At 39.3% G+C, this 14,409-nt stretch carries 16 protein-coding genes and 1 tRNA gene; 13 read left to right on the forward strand and 4 right to left on the reverse strand.

Going from position 1 to position 14,409, the window contains the following annotated elements; all coding sequences use genetic code 11:
* Positions 1-17: 17 nt before the first annotated feature.
* The 12 genes from FTU75_RS02180 to FTU75_RS02235 all read left to right on the forward strand — a co-directional run bounded on the left by FTU75_RS02180 (position 18) and on the right by FTU75_RS02235 (position 10,237).
* The gene (locus FTU75_RS02180) at positions 18-1,400 is read left to right on the forward strand and encodes a Do family serine endopeptidase (RefSeq protein WP_111883975.1); all 1,383 of its coding nucleotides are present in this window, start codon (positions 18-20) and stop codon (positions 1,398-1,400) included.
* A gap of 119 nt (positions 1,401-1,519) precedes the next feature.
* Entirely contained in the window at positions 1,520-1,969 is a 450-nt protein-coding gene (locus tag FTU75_RS02185; RefSeq protein WP_111883976.1) for a thioesterase family protein, read from the forward strand.
* A 195-nt stretch (positions 1,970-2,164) separates the two neighbouring features.
* Positions 2,165-3,982 (forward strand): translation elongation factor 4, encoded by a 1,818-nt coding sequence (gene lepA / locus FTU75_RS02190; RefSeq protein WP_111883977.1) that lies wholly within the window; start codon positions 2,165-2,167, stop codon positions 3,980-3,982.
* A 21-nt stretch (positions 3,983-4,003) separates the two neighbouring features.
* Complete coding sequence (lepB, locus tag FTU75_RS02195) at positions 4,004-4,831, forward strand: signal peptidase I (protein WP_180023354.1); 828 nt, start codon at positions 4,004-4,006, stop codon at positions 4,829-4,831.
* Between the two features lie 22 nt (positions 4,832-4,853).
* The gene (locus FTU75_RS02200; protein WP_078190327.1) at positions 4,854-5,222 is read left to right on the forward strand and encodes a DUF4845 domain-containing protein; all 369 of its coding nucleotides are present in this window, start codon (positions 4,854-4,856) and stop codon (positions 5,220-5,222) included.
* Positions 5,194-5,892, forward strand: coding sequence for a ribonuclease III (gene rnc, locus FTU75_RS02205; RefSeq protein WP_111883979.1), 699 nt, complete (start codon positions 5,194-5,196; stop codon positions 5,890-5,892). Before FTU75_RS02200 ends, rnc begins: the two co-directional genes overlap by 29 nt.
* Positions 5,892-6,920 (forward strand): GTPase Era, encoded by a 1,029-nt coding sequence (gene era / locus FTU75_RS02210; protein ID WP_067765139.1) that lies wholly within the window; start codon positions 5,892-5,894, stop codon positions 6,918-6,920. Before rnc ends, era begins: the two co-directional genes overlap by 1 nt.
* 31 nt (positions 6,921-6,951) lie before the next feature.
* Positions 6,952-7,146: an NF038104 family lipoprotein gene (locus FTU75_RS02215; protein WP_078192000.1), complete on the forward strand. Its 195-nt coding sequence runs from the start codon at positions 6,952-6,954 to the stop codon at positions 7,144-7,146.
* A gap of 8 nt (positions 7,147-7,154) precedes the next feature.
* Complete coding sequence (gene recO, locus FTU75_RS02220; RefSeq protein ID WP_180115162.1) at positions 7,155-7,871, forward strand: DNA repair protein RecO; 717 nt, start codon at positions 7,155-7,157, stop codon at positions 7,869-7,871.
* A gap of 9 nt (positions 7,872-7,880) precedes the next feature.
* Positions 7,881-8,606 (forward strand): pyridoxine 5'-phosphate synthase, encoded by a 726-nt coding sequence (gene pdxJ, locus FTU75_RS02225; protein WP_180115015.1) that lies wholly within the window; start codon positions 7,881-7,883, stop codon positions 8,604-8,606.
* Positions 8,607-8,622: 16 nt separating this feature from the next.
* Positions 8,623-9,276, forward strand: a complete 654-nt coding sequence (locus FTU75_RS02230; RefSeq protein ID WP_078191997.1) for a tRNA-(ms[2]io[6]A)-hydroxylase — start codon at positions 8,623-8,625, stop codon at positions 9,274-9,276.
* Between the two features lie 136 nt (positions 9,277-9,412).
* A complete protein-coding gene (locus FTU75_RS02235; RefSeq protein ID WP_180115016.1) occupies positions 9,413-10,237 on the forward strand; it encodes a DUF4198 domain-containing protein in 825 nt (274 codons plus the stop codon).
* A gap of 55 nt (positions 10,238-10,292) precedes the next feature.
* Here the strand turns inward: FTU75_RS02235 and FTU75_RS02240 are convergent, their stop codons facing one another.
* Entirely contained in the window at positions 10,293-11,366 is a 1,074-nt protein-coding gene (locus tag FTU75_RS02240; RefSeq protein WP_180115017.1) for a hypothetical protein, read from the reverse strand.
* Positions 11,367-11,453: 87 nt separating this feature from the next.
* Positions 11,454-11,529: transfer RNA gene (locus FTU75_RS02245), tRNA-Asn, on the reverse strand.
* 251 nt (positions 11,530-11,780) lie between these two features.
* Here FTU75_RS02245 and FTU75_RS02250 point away from each other — a divergent pair.
* Positions 11,781-12,239 (forward strand): hypothetical protein, encoded by a 459-nt coding sequence (locus tag FTU75_RS02250; RefSeq protein ID WP_180115018.1) that lies wholly within the window; start codon positions 11,781-11,783, stop codon positions 12,237-12,239.
* A gap of 51 nt (positions 12,240-12,290) precedes the next feature.
* On the opposite strand, the gene FTU75_RS02255 is transcribed toward FTU75_RS02250, so the two are convergent.
* Both FTU75_RS02255 and FTU75_RS02260 read right to left on the reverse strand, forming a co-directional pair.
* Positions 12,291-12,725 carry a PaaI family thioesterase gene (locus FTU75_RS02255; RefSeq protein ID WP_180115019.1) on the reverse strand — a complete coding sequence of 145 codons (435 nt, stop codon included), beginning with the start codon at positions 12,723-12,725 and terminating at the stop codon, positions 12,291-12,293.
* A 326-nt stretch (positions 12,726-13,051) separates the two neighbouring features.
* On the reverse strand, positions 13,052-14,278 hold the full coding sequence (locus FTU75_RS02260) for a pyridoxal phosphate-dependent aminotransferase (protein WP_111883988.1): 1,227 nt from the start codon (positions 14,276-14,278) through the stop codon (positions 13,052-13,054).
* Positions 14,279-14,409 lie beyond the last annotated feature (131 nt).

Below are 14,409 nucleotides of genomic sequence, written 5' to 3' on the forward strand. Positions count from 1 at the left end.
TTGAGTGAATGCTAACAATGAATAAATCGTATTTACAAAAGGGACTCTATGCAGCTGTGTTTACGGTTGCTAGCGTGCAGACTCAGGCAGCGGGTCCTGTTGATTTTTCCAATTTGGTTGAACAAGTCAGCCCAGCTGTCGTAAGCGTGAATGTGGTTAAAAAGCTTAGTCAAGAAGAGCTTTTGCAGCAACAAGTCCCAGAAATATTACGACGCTTTTTCGGTAATCAGGTGGTTATTCCGCAGCAAAAAATGCCGCAAGAAAAGACCGGTTATGGAAGCGCATTCTTTATTAGTAAAGATGGTTATTTATTGACAAATCACCATGTGGTAGAAGATGCCTCGAAAGTCACCATCGTACTGAATGACCGCCGTGAAATTGATGCCACAGTTGTGGGTAGTGATGAGCGGACTGACGTGGCTTTGTTAAAGGTCAAAGGTTCAAATTTTCCTGAGCTACGCACAGGCAATGTTGACCGTTTACGTGTAGGTGAGCCAGTGTTGGCCATTGGTTCACCATTTGGCTTTGACTATTCAGCTTCGGCAGGAATCGTTAGTGCTAAAATGCGTAATATGATGGGAGAAACCTCGGTTCCATTCATTCAAACCGACGTGGCATTGAACCCAGGTAATTCTGGTGGTCCATTATTTAATCAGTCTGGTGAAGTGGTTGGGGTAAATTCTCGTATCTTTAGTGGTACAGGCGGTTATATGGGGTTATCGTTCTCGATTCCCATTGATGTTGCAATGGATGTTGCAGACCAATTAAAGAAAAACGGCAAGGTAACACGTGCTTATTTAGGCGTCATGCTACAAGATATTGATCGTAATCTTGCAGAGTCTTATAACCTTTCAAAACCAGAAGGCTCTTTGATTACTCAAGTTGCACCAAATTCACCTGCTGCAAAAGCTGGCTTTAAAGTGGGTGATGTCATTTTGAAATTTAATGGCACACCAATTTCACGTACAGGCGAACTGCTGAATTATCTTAATCGTACAGGTCCAAATCAAAGTATTCAGCTTGAAGTGCTGCGTGATGATAAACGCCAAAATATTTCCGCAACCTTGATCACAGCACCAGATGATACGCCTGCAAAAGCTGAAACGACATCTGTGAAAAAAGGTCCAGTGATTGGGGTGTCAATTCGCAACTTAAACGCAGATGAATTAAAACAACTGAGTCTAAAAGGCGGTGTCTTAATTCAAGATGTACGTGCAGGAGGTATAGCTTCACAAGCACGAATTCAGCCGGGGGATGTTGTCACCCAAGTTAATAATAAAGTCGTAAACAATGCTGAAGATTTTGTGAAAGTTATTTCTGAGTTGAAAAATGGTAGCATTGCACGTGTTTCTTTGATTCGTCAGGGGCAGCGTGCGATTGTGGGCATGCGTATTCAGTAATGAGTTACTAAATGAAAACCACTCCAAGCGAGTGGTTTTTTAACTTTAGCGTTTTTGCAATTCACCCTTAGATAAAAATGGGTAGACTGTGGGCCACAATTTAAAATTTGCAGGACGCTATGAGCGATATCTTTGATTTAAAAATTACAGTTCAAGCTGAACATATCGACACATTAAATCATGTGAATAACGTGGTGTACGTCAGTTGGATGCAAGATGTCGCGACAGCACATATTGAAGCTTTGGGTTTAGGCTTAAAAGAATATATTGAATTGAAGCATGCTATGGTCGCTGTTGAGCATCATGTGCAATATCGTAAAGCAGCGCTCGAAGGTGAGGAGATTATTTTACGAACTTGGCTAAATGATATCAATGCATTGTATTCGTTTCGGCAGTACGTATTTTACCGCCCTAAAGACAAAGCGATATTATTTACAGGCAATACACAGTGGGCATGCATTGAAATTGCTACAGGCCGTCCAAAGCGCATGTCGCCAACATTTACCCAAGCTTATCGACCCATCGCAGATAGCATAAATCCGCTTGATTTTAGTGCTTATGATCTCTGAGTTTTAATTGAAACCTCATATTAATGCGAAGACTAGTTAAGTTGTACACGCAGGAAAAGTGGTTAGCATAAAAGCAATGCATTATTTTCGATACTTTGAAAAATCCATCTGCTATAATCCTCGGCAATTTCTATTCGGCTTTTGCTATGCATAAAGAATTGCATGCATAGCGCTTTTATTTTTCCAAGGTAGCCCATGGCGCAAGCTAAAAAATCTGTTGATATAAAAAACATTCGTAACTTCTCGATCATTGCGCATATCGACCATGGTAAGTCGACGCTTGCCGACCGATTTATTCAAACTTGTGGTGGCCTGCAAGATCGTGAAATGCAGGCACAGGTTCTAGATTCTATGGAATTAGAACGTGAGCGTGGTATCACGATTAAAGCTACGTCTGTGACTTTGTATTACACTCATCCTAACGGTGAAGAATACCAACTCAACTTCATTGACACACCTGGGCACGTTGACTTTTCTTATGAAGTTTCACGTTCACTTGCTGCATGTGAAGGTGCACTGTTGGTTGTCGATGCTGCACAAGGTGTCGAAGCACAGTCTGTTGCTAACTGCTATACAGCAATTGAACAAGGTTTAGAAGTCCTACCTGTTTTAAATAAAATTGATTTGCCGCAAGCAGAGCCAGAGCGTGTTATTCAAGAAATTGAAGACATTATTGGTATCGAAGCGACTGAAGCACCTACATGTTCAGCTAAAACCGGTCTAGGCATTGAAGGGGTGCTTGAAACACTAGTCAATGTCATTCCTGCACCCGAAGGCGATCGTAATGCACCATTACAAGCCTTAATTGTTGACTCTTGGTTCGACAACTATTTGGGCGTGGTTTCTTTAGTTCGTATTAAAGAAGGTCGTGTGCGTAAAGGCGATAAAATGTTGATGAAATCAACTGGTCAAACGCACATTATCACCTCAGTAGGTATTTTTAATCCTAAACATACAGAAACTGACATGCTCGAAGCAGGTGAAGTTGGTTTCGTGATTGCGGGTATTAAAGATATTTTTGGTGCTCCAGTTGGTGATACGATTACCTTGGCAACTACACCAGAAGTTGAAAGCTTACCGGGTTTCAAAAAAGTGAAACCACAGGTCTATGCAGGTTTATTCCCAATCGATTCAAGTGAATTTGAACCCTTCCGTGAAGCGCTGCACAAACTGCAAATTAATGACTCCGCATTATTCTTTGAACCTGAAAGTTCGGATGCACTCGGTTTTGGTTTCCGTTGTGGCTTCTTGGGTATGCTGCACATGGAAATCGTACAAGAGCGTTTAGAGCGTGAGTATGATCTTGACCTGATTTCTTCAGCACCAACCGTAATTTATGAAGCGGTGATGAAAAATGGTCAAACTATTTACATCGATAGTCCTTCTAAAATGCCGGATGGTTCAACAGTTGAAGATTTACGTGAGCCAATTGCTGAATGTCACATTTTAGTACCGCAAGAATACTTGGGTAATGTGATGACTTTATGTGTTGAACGTCGCGGCGTTCAAAAGAATATGAAGTTTATGGCGAACCAAGTGGCCATTACGTTTGAAATTCCAATGGCTGAAGTAGTGATGGATTTCTTTGATAAATTGAAATCATGTTCACGCGGTTTTGCATCGTTAGACTATAACTTTGTGCGTTTTGAGAGTTCATCTCTAGTTAAGGTGGATGTGTTAATCAACGGTGAAAAGGTTGATGCCTTGGCCATGATTTGCCACCGACAAGATGCTCGCCATCGTGGTATTGCACTTGTGGAAAAAATGAAAGATTTAATTCCACGTCAAATGTTCGATGTGGCTATTCAAGCAGCGATTGGTGCACAAATCATTGCACGTTCAACTGTAAAAGCGATGCGTAAAAACGTTTTGGCTAAATGTTATGGTGGTGACGTGTCGCGTAAGAAGAAACTTCTTGCGAAACAAAAAGAAGGTAAGAAACGTATGAAACAAGTGGGCAGCGTCGAAATCCCACAAGAAGCGTTCCTTGCTGTATTGAAAGTAGAAAGATAATAAATAGAGGTTTATGAGCTCATGGATTTTGACTTTAATTTGATCCTTGTTCCTGCCACAGTCATTTTTTTCTTAATTTGGCTATTGGATAAGTTTGTTTGGAAGCAACGGCAGACTAAAGGTAAGGGGAATGAAAATGTCGTTATCGCATGGGCTTATGATTTCTGGCCGATTCTAGCGATAGTCTTGGTGATGCGTTCATTCTTATATGAGCCATTTAATATTCCATCTGACTCTATGGTGCCAACCTTAGAGACAGGTGATTTTATTGTGGTGAATAAATATCAGTATGGCGTACGATTACCTATTATTAATAAAAAAATTATTGATGTTGGTGAGCCTGAACGTGGAGATGTAATTGTATTCCGTTATCCACCACAACCAACCATTAGCTATATTAAACGTGTGGTCGGTTTGCCAGGGGATCATATTGTTTATGATCATGGTCAACTGAGTGTGAATGGTCAGAAAGTGGCAAAAGTTCCAGTTGAATTTAGCCGTGAAAAAGATCAACTCGACACACCTACATCGATTTATCATAAAGAAACTATGGGTAAGCATACGTTTACTATGCGCGAGCTTGAAGGTGTCAATGTTGCGCGCCAAGCGCCATTTATCAACTATGTTGAAAATGGTAAATATTCAACAGAAAATGGTTTATATTGGGAAGTTAAGGTTCCTGAAGGTCACTATTTCGCGATGGGGGATAATCGTGATCAAAGTGCGGACAGTCGTTTTTGGGGCTTTGTGCCTGAAGAAAACCTCACTGGACGTGCTTTTTACAAGTGGATGCATAAGGAACCTGGTTTAAAACTGCCTTCATTTAGTCGTAATGGCAGTATTGATTAGTCTATAAAAATAGGAATATAAAATGAGACATCAACGGGGAACGTCTTATTTAGCTATAATGTTAGCTGTAGTTGGTTTTGCATTTATGGCGAAGGTTGCAATTGCAGTATGGGGGCCATATTTTGAGGATCGGATGATTAATAGTCAGATCCGTGAGCAACTTGTTAGTGCTCCTAAGAATATTAGTCCAGCTGGATTTGTAAAGGAAATGGATAAACGATTTAATATGAATATGATTGATATTAAATTTTCAGATATTGCACAAGTAAACAATGATAATGGTTTACGCGTGGAAAAAAATTATGAAATAAGAAAACCTTTCTTATTGAATATTGATATTGTGTTGAAGTTCGAGAAAAGTTTTGATCAAAGCTCAGTCCAAGCTAAATGAAGCTCGTTTAGCAAGTCGTATCGGTTATCAGTTTAAACAACCTGAATTGTTACAACTGGCCTTGACCCACCGATCGGTGAGCCATAAATACAATTATGAACGCCTAGAATATCTGGGCGATTCATTGTTGGGTATGATAATTGCTAATTATCTATACCATGCCTACCCGCATGAAAATGAAGGGCGTCTAACGCGTATGCGTGCGACACTGGTTCGTCAGGAAGCGCTAGGAAAAATTGCCAATGACTTAAAACTCAGTCAAGAATTAATCTTGAGTACAGGTGAGTTGAAATCTGGCGGTCATCATCGCGAGTCTATACTTGCGGATACCGTTGAATCGATCATTGGTGCAATCTATGTCGATTGTCAGGATTTAAAAATTCTGGAACCGATTGTTCTTAAATGGTATGTGCCATATTTAGATCATATTGAACCAACTGATCAACTGAAAGATCCTAAATCACGTTTGCAAGAGTATTTACAAGCACGTAAAAAACCTCTCCCGGTTTACGAGGTTGTAGATATTCAGGGTGATGCTCCGAACCAACATTTTAAAGTTGAATGTACAGTTGAAGGGCTCCCTGTTAAATACGGTGAAGGTTCAAGCCGTCGCTTTGCTGAACAGGCAGTAGCGGCAGAAATCTTAGAAATTTTGGAGAAAAAGTCTTAATGACTACTCATTCCGATCACGTAGATGCTGATCACGAGTCGCAAGGCGACAGTAACGATTTAATTAGTCAGTTTTTTAGTGCACAAGGCACTGAAATTCCTGCCGATTTTAAAAGTGGGTTTGTGGCGATTGTTGGTCGTCCAAACGTGGGTAAATCAACGTTGATGAACCATATTTTGGGTCAAAAACTTTCCATTACCTCTCGTAAACCACAGACCACACGTCATAAAATTGTGGGTATTGACTCACGCGAAAAATCTCAAGCGGTATTTGTAGATACCCCTGGGATGCACAAAAAAGAAGTCCGTGCCATCAATAAAATGATGAACCGTGCGGCACATTCTGCACTTCGTGATGTGAACTTAGTTTTGTTTGTGATTGATGCAGACAAATGGACACAGAATGATGATTTAGTGTTAGAAAAGCTAAAAAATGCCGATATGCCAGTGATTCTTGTGATCAATAAAATTGATACACTAGAGAATAAAAACCATGCATTACCATTGATACAAGAGCGTGCAAAATTAATGAATTTTGCAGAAATTGTTCCTGTATCAGCATTACGTGGTGCAAATTTAGATCATTTGCGCAGCACGATTGAGAAATATTTACCATTCCAACCACCACTGTATTCACTTGAGCAATTAACGGATCGTTCAGAGCGTTTCCTTGCGTCTGAAATTATCCGTGAAAAAATCATGCGTCAATTGGGTGAAGAGCTTCCTTATGATTTAACGGTTCAAATTGAGTCGTTTAAAACAGAAGAGGCAACAGTTAATCCAAAAACTGGTCGTCCTAAAGCGGCGTGTACCTATATTGATGCGACGATTTTTGTCGATCGCTCTGGCCAAAAAGCCATTGTTATTGGTGAGAAGGGTGCCAAACTGAAGAAAATCGGTATGGATGCACGTGTAGATATGGAAAAAATGTTCGAGCAAAAGATCATGTTGACGCTTTGGGTGAAAGTCAAAGGCGGTTGGTCTGATGATGAGCGTGCATTGAAAAGCTTAGGTTATAGCGATATCTAATCGTTAAATAACAAACTTTGAGGGAAGAGTAATGATGAAAGTATTGGCCGTAGTTGCATGTGTTTTGTTTCTACAAGGGTGTATTCATAAAATCGTTACTGTTCCTGTCAAAGTGGCTTATAAAACCACAAAAGGCGTGGTTAAAGGTACTGCTGCAGTTGTGGGTGCAGTCATTCCAGATGGGGATGAAGATGAAGACGACAAGAAAAAGAAAGACAAGGATTAATATTTCAAATCATGCGTAATGAGATACTGCATGGTTATTTAATTCACCATCGTAAATATCGTGAAAAAAGTCATATTGTGCACTTGTTTACTCAGGAGCATGGTCGAATTGATGGTATTCTCAGGCAAACGCCACCTCCCCAGTATCAACCAATTTGCTTGCAAGCATCTGGTAAGTCCGAACTTAAAAACTTTAGTAAACTCGAAATTGTAAATCAACCGATTTTCTTTTTTGGTGATGCTTTTTTTTCAGGATTTTATCTAAATGAAGTTTTATTGAGGCTATGTCCGTTAGAGGTTGAGATGCCTGAGACATTTGCTCAATATGCACACACCTTGGAAAAACTTCAATGCATATCTGTCCAGGCCCACCCAGATCTATTCTTACGGCAAATCCTTAGACAATTTGAGCATGTGCTGCTTGAAGAGTTGGGTTTTGCGTTGGATTTTTCAACTGATGCAAATCAACAGCAAATTCAGCCTCATGAAAATTATCAATTTCATTTAAACGAAGGTTTTCAACCTGTCATTAAAGCCTCACGCGCAACATTGTCAGGTCAACATATTTTAAGTATGTGTGATTATGAAAAAGGTGGGGAATTTAATCCTGAACAGTTACAATTACTGTCTAAGTTGTACCGACAAATGATTACTTCCTTGCTTGGCGATCGTCCATTAAAAAGTCGTCAATTGTGGATACAGAATTATCAAACTCAACGTCATTAGGAAAGAATTATGGCAGCTTTGCTTGGTGTAAATATTGACCATGTGGCAACACTACGAAATGCACGTGGGACAACTTATCCAGATCCTGTGAATGCCGCAATTATTTGTGAGCAAGCGGGGGCGGAAGGGATTACGCTGCATTTACGTGAAGATCGTCGCCATATTAAAGATGATGATGTACGTCGTATGCGTTCTGTATTAAAAACCCATATGAACCTTGAAATGGCAGTGACCAATGAAATGGTTGAATTTGCCAAAGAGATTCAGCCGCATCATGTATGCTTTGTTCCTGAAAAGCGTGAAGAAGTCACGACTGAAGGTGGTCTAGATGTGGTTGGGCATTTTGAAGATGTAAAAAACGCGACTCAAGCACTCGCGGCGATTGGTTGCGAAGTTTCATTATTTATTGATGCTGACTTTGCTCAAATTGATGCAGCGATTGCCTGTGGTGCGCCTACGATTGAGTTGCATACAGGTGCATATGCAGATGCTGAAACACCTGAAGCGCAGAAAGCAGAGCTGGAACGTATTATTCGAGGTGCTGAATATGCGGCATCTAAAGGATTGATTGTGAATGCTGGTCATGGCTTAAATCTTGACAATGTCACTCCGATTGCGCGCATTGCTCAAATTCATGAATTGAATATTGGTCACTCGATTATTGCTGATGCAGTGTTTATTGGATTGGCACAGTCTGTAAAACAAATGAAAGCTGCGATTAAATCTGCACGTTAATTTTTAAGTAAAGTATATGTCAAATATTGATTATGATGCCCTAATGAAGCCAGTCATTGGCTTCTTGGGGTGTGAAACACCAAAAGCATGGCTAGATGAAGCTTTAAATAATTTGGATATCCTGATGCAGGATCATGCCAATTGTGAAAAGAAAGCAGCAAGTACAGCAATGAATTTGATGTTTCGTTATAGTTTTTTCTCGGATTTACAAATCAAACTGGCACAGCTAGTACGTGAAGAAATGCTGCACTATGAGCAAGTGCTGGAACTGATGGCAAAACGTGGTCAGGAATGGACTGCAATCAGTGCTGGACGGTATGCAGGTGGCCTACGCAAAGAAGTGCGGACTTATGAGCCAGAAGCGTTAATTGATATCTTGGTGATTGGCGCATTTGTTGAAGCACGGTCATGTGAGCGTTTCTATGCGCTTGCACCACATGTGGATGAAGAGTTGGGGCGTTACTACCGCTATTTGCTAAAGTCTGAATCACGCCATTATGAGGACTATTTAGCATTGGCCATGGATGTGGCGACGACCAATAAGCTAAAGAACCCGAAAGAAGATATTCAGATGCGTATTGAGCATATTCGTGAAGTTGAAAAAAATCTGATTAGCAGCCCAGATGATTTATTCCGCTTTCATAGTGGTGTGCCAGTCAAAGCCGCTTGATAAAATAATCCTCCAAAATGGGGGATTTTTTATGCACTTAAAATAAATGATAATAAGAATTATTTACAATTATCTTGGGTGAATCTAAAATGAAACGATCTCTATGAATCAAACAATTTAAGCTCACTTCTTTAATATGAAATTACAATTCACTTTACTCTGTATCGCTTTGTGTGCGGTTGGTCAGGCTGAAGCGCATTATCCTTATGTGGCGCCATTAAACTATCAAACATTTAATAATCATAGTGCCATTCTTTCTGGTTTTTATGACAATCCGTTTGTTTCTGAAATAGCCATTAAAAACTTTAATTTCCATGTACATACACCATCAGGTGATAAGCTGCATTTAACAGATGCCGATTGGGTAAAAACGCAAACGGTCAGCAGTTATAGTTTAGAGAATAAGCAAGATGGCACGTATCGTATTCGTGGTGAAAAGCAGGGAAGTACAGCGCGTTTTGCTTATGATCAAAAGCAGTGGAAAGCGTTAATCAATGGTGTGCGTGATCCTCAAAAAACAGCGAATGCAAATGTCATTTATACAGCTGAGTTGACTAAAAAGTCGCAAATCAAAAGTATTCAAACTCAAGAAATCATTGAAACTTTTGTATCGCGCCGTGTAACGTCTACACAAGTGGTGAATCATTTGCATGATGGCTTTGATGTGCAATTTAAAACTCATCCGAATGCCATTATGCAAAATGAGCCAGTACAACTGAAAGTGCTAGATCAGAAAAAGGCGGTTGCGGGTTTGCAGATTGAAATTTTGCAGCAAACAACGGATTACAGCCGTGAAGGAAAAGTTTATAAAACGCTTAAAACTGATCAAGATGGAAACTTAAATTTTAACCTATCAGATTGTGGTCAGTATTTACTGAAAATCGATTATCAACAGCCTTTTGAAATGAAAGGCGATACATTAAAACGATATAAATATACTTTGAGCTTTAATGTAATCTAAGGTGATTAAAAGAGAAAAAGCTCTGCGATTTGCGGAGCTTTTTTATGAAAATGATTTAGCTATCTTTAGGTTCAAGATAAAACATCGATAAACCTATCAATAAAATTAAACTGGTTTGGGTGAAGAAGTGTTTATTAAAACCACCATAATATTGCTGCGAATAGCCTGCAATTAGTAAATAACCCGTTAAATAAAGCAATCGATAATATCGGCTCTCAAAACAATAACAGACACTTGCAAAACATAAAATCAGACAACCAATCACCATATAGTGGATATCCCAAATGATGGTGTTGATTACAAATAAAAGTGCTGAAAGTGCGCCGATAGATAAATTACGAAGGCTTTCAAACCCTTGAAAAATGTGCATCAAAGCTAAAATGAAGAGTGGCAATAGAGCAAGTGCATATTTTATTTTCATACTCTTTTGCGTCATGAGCATAAAATTTTGCTGTTTCTCAACAATGGGGCTACTACTGATGCTTAGGCGAAGCCATTGCAGGGTTAAGTGTTCAGGGATGTTGGCTTTAACTAAAAATTTGAGTGTGGCTTGCGGTGGAATAATATAATTTTCTTGGAAATCATGGCCATAAAACATCCAAGACTTATTGGTTTCCAATGTGTGATATTTCGTATTTGTTTGAGTTGAGATGTTAAAGAGTTGTCCACTTGCATTTAACCCAGCTTTCATACATGGTGTTTCTTTTTCGTGAACAATACATAACGGCAGTACCGAAATTTCAAGATCTTTTCGAGTTTGTTGCTGACCTGCAAAATCAATATGAACATACAGTTGATCGGATTGGTTTTGCAGTGTAATCGGTGTGCTCGCCCAATATTGTCCTTCTGTCATCTCGTTCAATACAGATTCAGATATTTCCGGAATAGTATTGTGATTTTGAATCTGCTGAGGTGGAATCAACCATTGTAGGCTGCTGTCAAGAAGGGTGTGGGTTTCACTATTATATAAATTGGGTGGCGTTTTGAAATGTTGCTCAATTTCACTTTCGGGTGTGCAGCTCACCAAATAAATTGCAAATGGGCTGATAATAATTAAAAGAAAAATGAATGCAGTGAGGTAGTGTCTTAAGGCAGTTTTATTTGATTCAGCATCAACTTGAATGAACATTTTTTTATTTTAATGACAATGACTTATAGATTATATGTAAATCATAGGCATTAAAAAAGCCCATTTAAATAAATGGGCTTTAGAATTTGGCTCTCCAACCTGGGCTCGAACCAGGGACCTGCGGATTAACAGTCCGTCGCTCTACCGACTGAGCTATTGGAGAATCTGAATGCGATTATAAGCAGATTTTGAGGAGGGTCAAGCTAAAAATACGAATATGAGGAGAAATGCGTGATAGATGTTTTTTATTTGAACAAAAAGAATGATTTTTTAGAAAAAATGAATCTTAGGCTTGCAAAGAAAAAATTCAATTGATAGTCTGAATGCAACAACAGAGCGTTTAAACATATGTTTAAACAGTGTGGATTTAAACCCAACTTGCCAGCACTAAAATGGCTAAACAGGAGAAAGCGAATGAATACGCTGACTATTTCTCAGATTTTTTCAAACTTTACTTTTTATCAAGAAAACTATCTTTCTATTATTAGTAACCAAGAGCAATATCAAACACCTGTCGAAGGTGCATACGTTGACGTTTGGCCTTTGGGTCGACGTGACTTGGCATTGGGTGATTTATTACAACTGTGGTTTAGTGAAAAATGGTTGATCAACGCGCCATGTCATTTACGTTTTGAACATCAAGATGATGGTCGTCGTGTGCCTTTGCAACGCAAGCAAGACTTGTATTTATACCAATTGGCAGGTAATGCATTATCAGGCTCAAATCGTTCTAAAGTATGGTCTATTTCAGAACAACGGGAACTTCGTGTTGAGTTAGATAGTGCTTTAAAATATTACTGCTTTCAAAAGGGCAGTAATCGCATTGATCTAAGCGAAGGCCAATTAATTCGTGCCTTACATTCAGCAATTTAAGTTTGAATCATCATCTGCTCGCATTGAATTGAGAGCAGAAAAATAAAAATATTAAGGACGTATAATCATGCAGGTTGCAGTTGCATGTGCATAAAGTTTGCCATTGTCATCAATAATTTTCCCTTCAGAAATTCCTAAATTTTTGCTGATATTAATTAAATGGCCTATTGCGGTTAAATCTTGATTTTTAGGGATAGGTCTACACATTTTTATATTGAGATCAATGGTGCCATAGCCTATACCAGCTTCTAATGCTGAGTGTACGACACACCCTGTAACTGTATCTAAGACTGTTGCTGCAAAGCCACCATGCACACCACCAAGTGGATTTAAATGGCGCTGATCGGCTTTTACAACAAACTCTACATTACCTTGTTCAATCTTTTTGGGTTGCATTGGAATAATTTCACTAATGCTTGCAGGTGGAATTTGGCCTTGCATCATTGCCTTTAAAATTTCTAGTCCAGTCATTTCTTTGATGTTCATTGGTATATCTCTGGATAGGTTAGTTTTGTGGTTGTTTTGGGTTCTAAAATGGAACTTATTTAAATAACATAGCTGAAAACGTAAAAAGAATGCAAACTAAAGATTTGAATATGAAGATTAGTTTTAGGTTTTATCGTTTGGTTTTTTAATATTTAAGTCGATTTGAAGGAAGTCAAATGGGCTGGATGAGCTTTGTTATTTAGTTTGAACCGCGAAAAAAAATTGATCAAAAGCGTGTAGAAGTGAAGCGTATTAATTTATTTTTTGATGAGTATAAAAAAACCCGCGAATATCGCGGGTTTTTTTGATTTGATCTTTAGATCAAATTATTTTTCAGCAGCAATTGAAGCAATCGCAGCGTCTACGCCTTCGATTGAGTCAGCAGCTTTCTTAATACGTGCAAGCGCATCTACAAGAACTTCGTCTGCAGTTGCATAAGAAATACGCATATAACCACCTAGACCGAACGCATCACCAGGAACTACTGCAACACCAGTTTCTTCCAATAACCATGCAGAGAATTCTGTGCAAGATTTTAAACCTTTTGCACGAATCAATGGACGGATGTTTGCGTATGCATAGAATGCACCATCAGCAGGAAGGCAAGTAATACCGTTGATGTCGTTCAAGCCTTTCACAACTAGGTCGTGACGGCGTTTGAATGCTTCAATCATTGGCTCAAGAACGTCTTGAGGGCCATTCAATGCAGCTTCAGCAGCAACTTGTGAAATAGAAGTTGGGTTTGAAGTTGATTGAGATTGGATTTTTTTCATCGCACCAATAAGTTTAGCAGGGCCCGCTGCGTAGCCAATACGCCAGCCAGTCATTGCATAAGCTTTAGATACACCGTTAAGAACGATTACGCGATCGTAAAGGTCTGGTGCAACTGTTGCGATGTTGTAGAATTCGTCGTCCCAACGGATTGGTTCGTACATATCATCAGAAGCAACTAAAACTTCTGGGTATTTACGTAGAACGTCAGCTAAAGCAAGTAATTCTTCTTTAGTGTAGATCATACCTGTTGGGTTAGAAGGGCTGTTTAGAACCACTAAACGAGTTTTGTCAGTGATTGCAGCTTCTAATTGAGCAGGCGTAATTTTGAAACGTTGGTCTTCACCACATTTCACGATTACAGGAGTACCTTCAGCAATGATCACCATGTCTGGGTAGCTTACCCAGTAAGGAGCAGGGATAATTACTTCGTCACCTTTATTTAACAAAGCAAGTGCCAAGTTAAAGAAAGATTGTTTACCACCACAAGAAACCAAGATTTGGTTTGCAGCGTAATCAAGGTTATTGTCGCGTTTTAATTTAGCAATAATTGCTTTTTTAAGACCTGGAGTACCGTCAACAGCTGTATATTTAGTGAAGCCATTGTTGATAGCAGCAATTGCAGCATCTTTGATGTGTTGTGGGGTATCGAAATCCGGTTCACCTGCGCCTAAACCAATTACGTTTTTACCAGCAGCTTTTAATTCAGCAGCTTTGTTAGTAACAGCAAGTGTAGGGGACGGTTTGATGCTATTTACACGATCAGACAGACGTACGTCCACGGCAGTATTCCTTCTTATAGGGATTAAAAAATAAAAAGCACACTATCTTAGCTTAAATGCACAGTAATGGGGAGTGGCAAAATCAACAATGTGCAAAAAAGTGTGATATTCCATCCTAGCCCTATAATTGA

It is taken from the genome of Acinetobacter sp. YH12140 (assembly GCF_013418475.1).
GTDB lineage: Bacteria > Pseudomonadota > Gammaproteobacteria > Pseudomonadales > Moraxellaceae > Acinetobacter > Acinetobacter amyesii.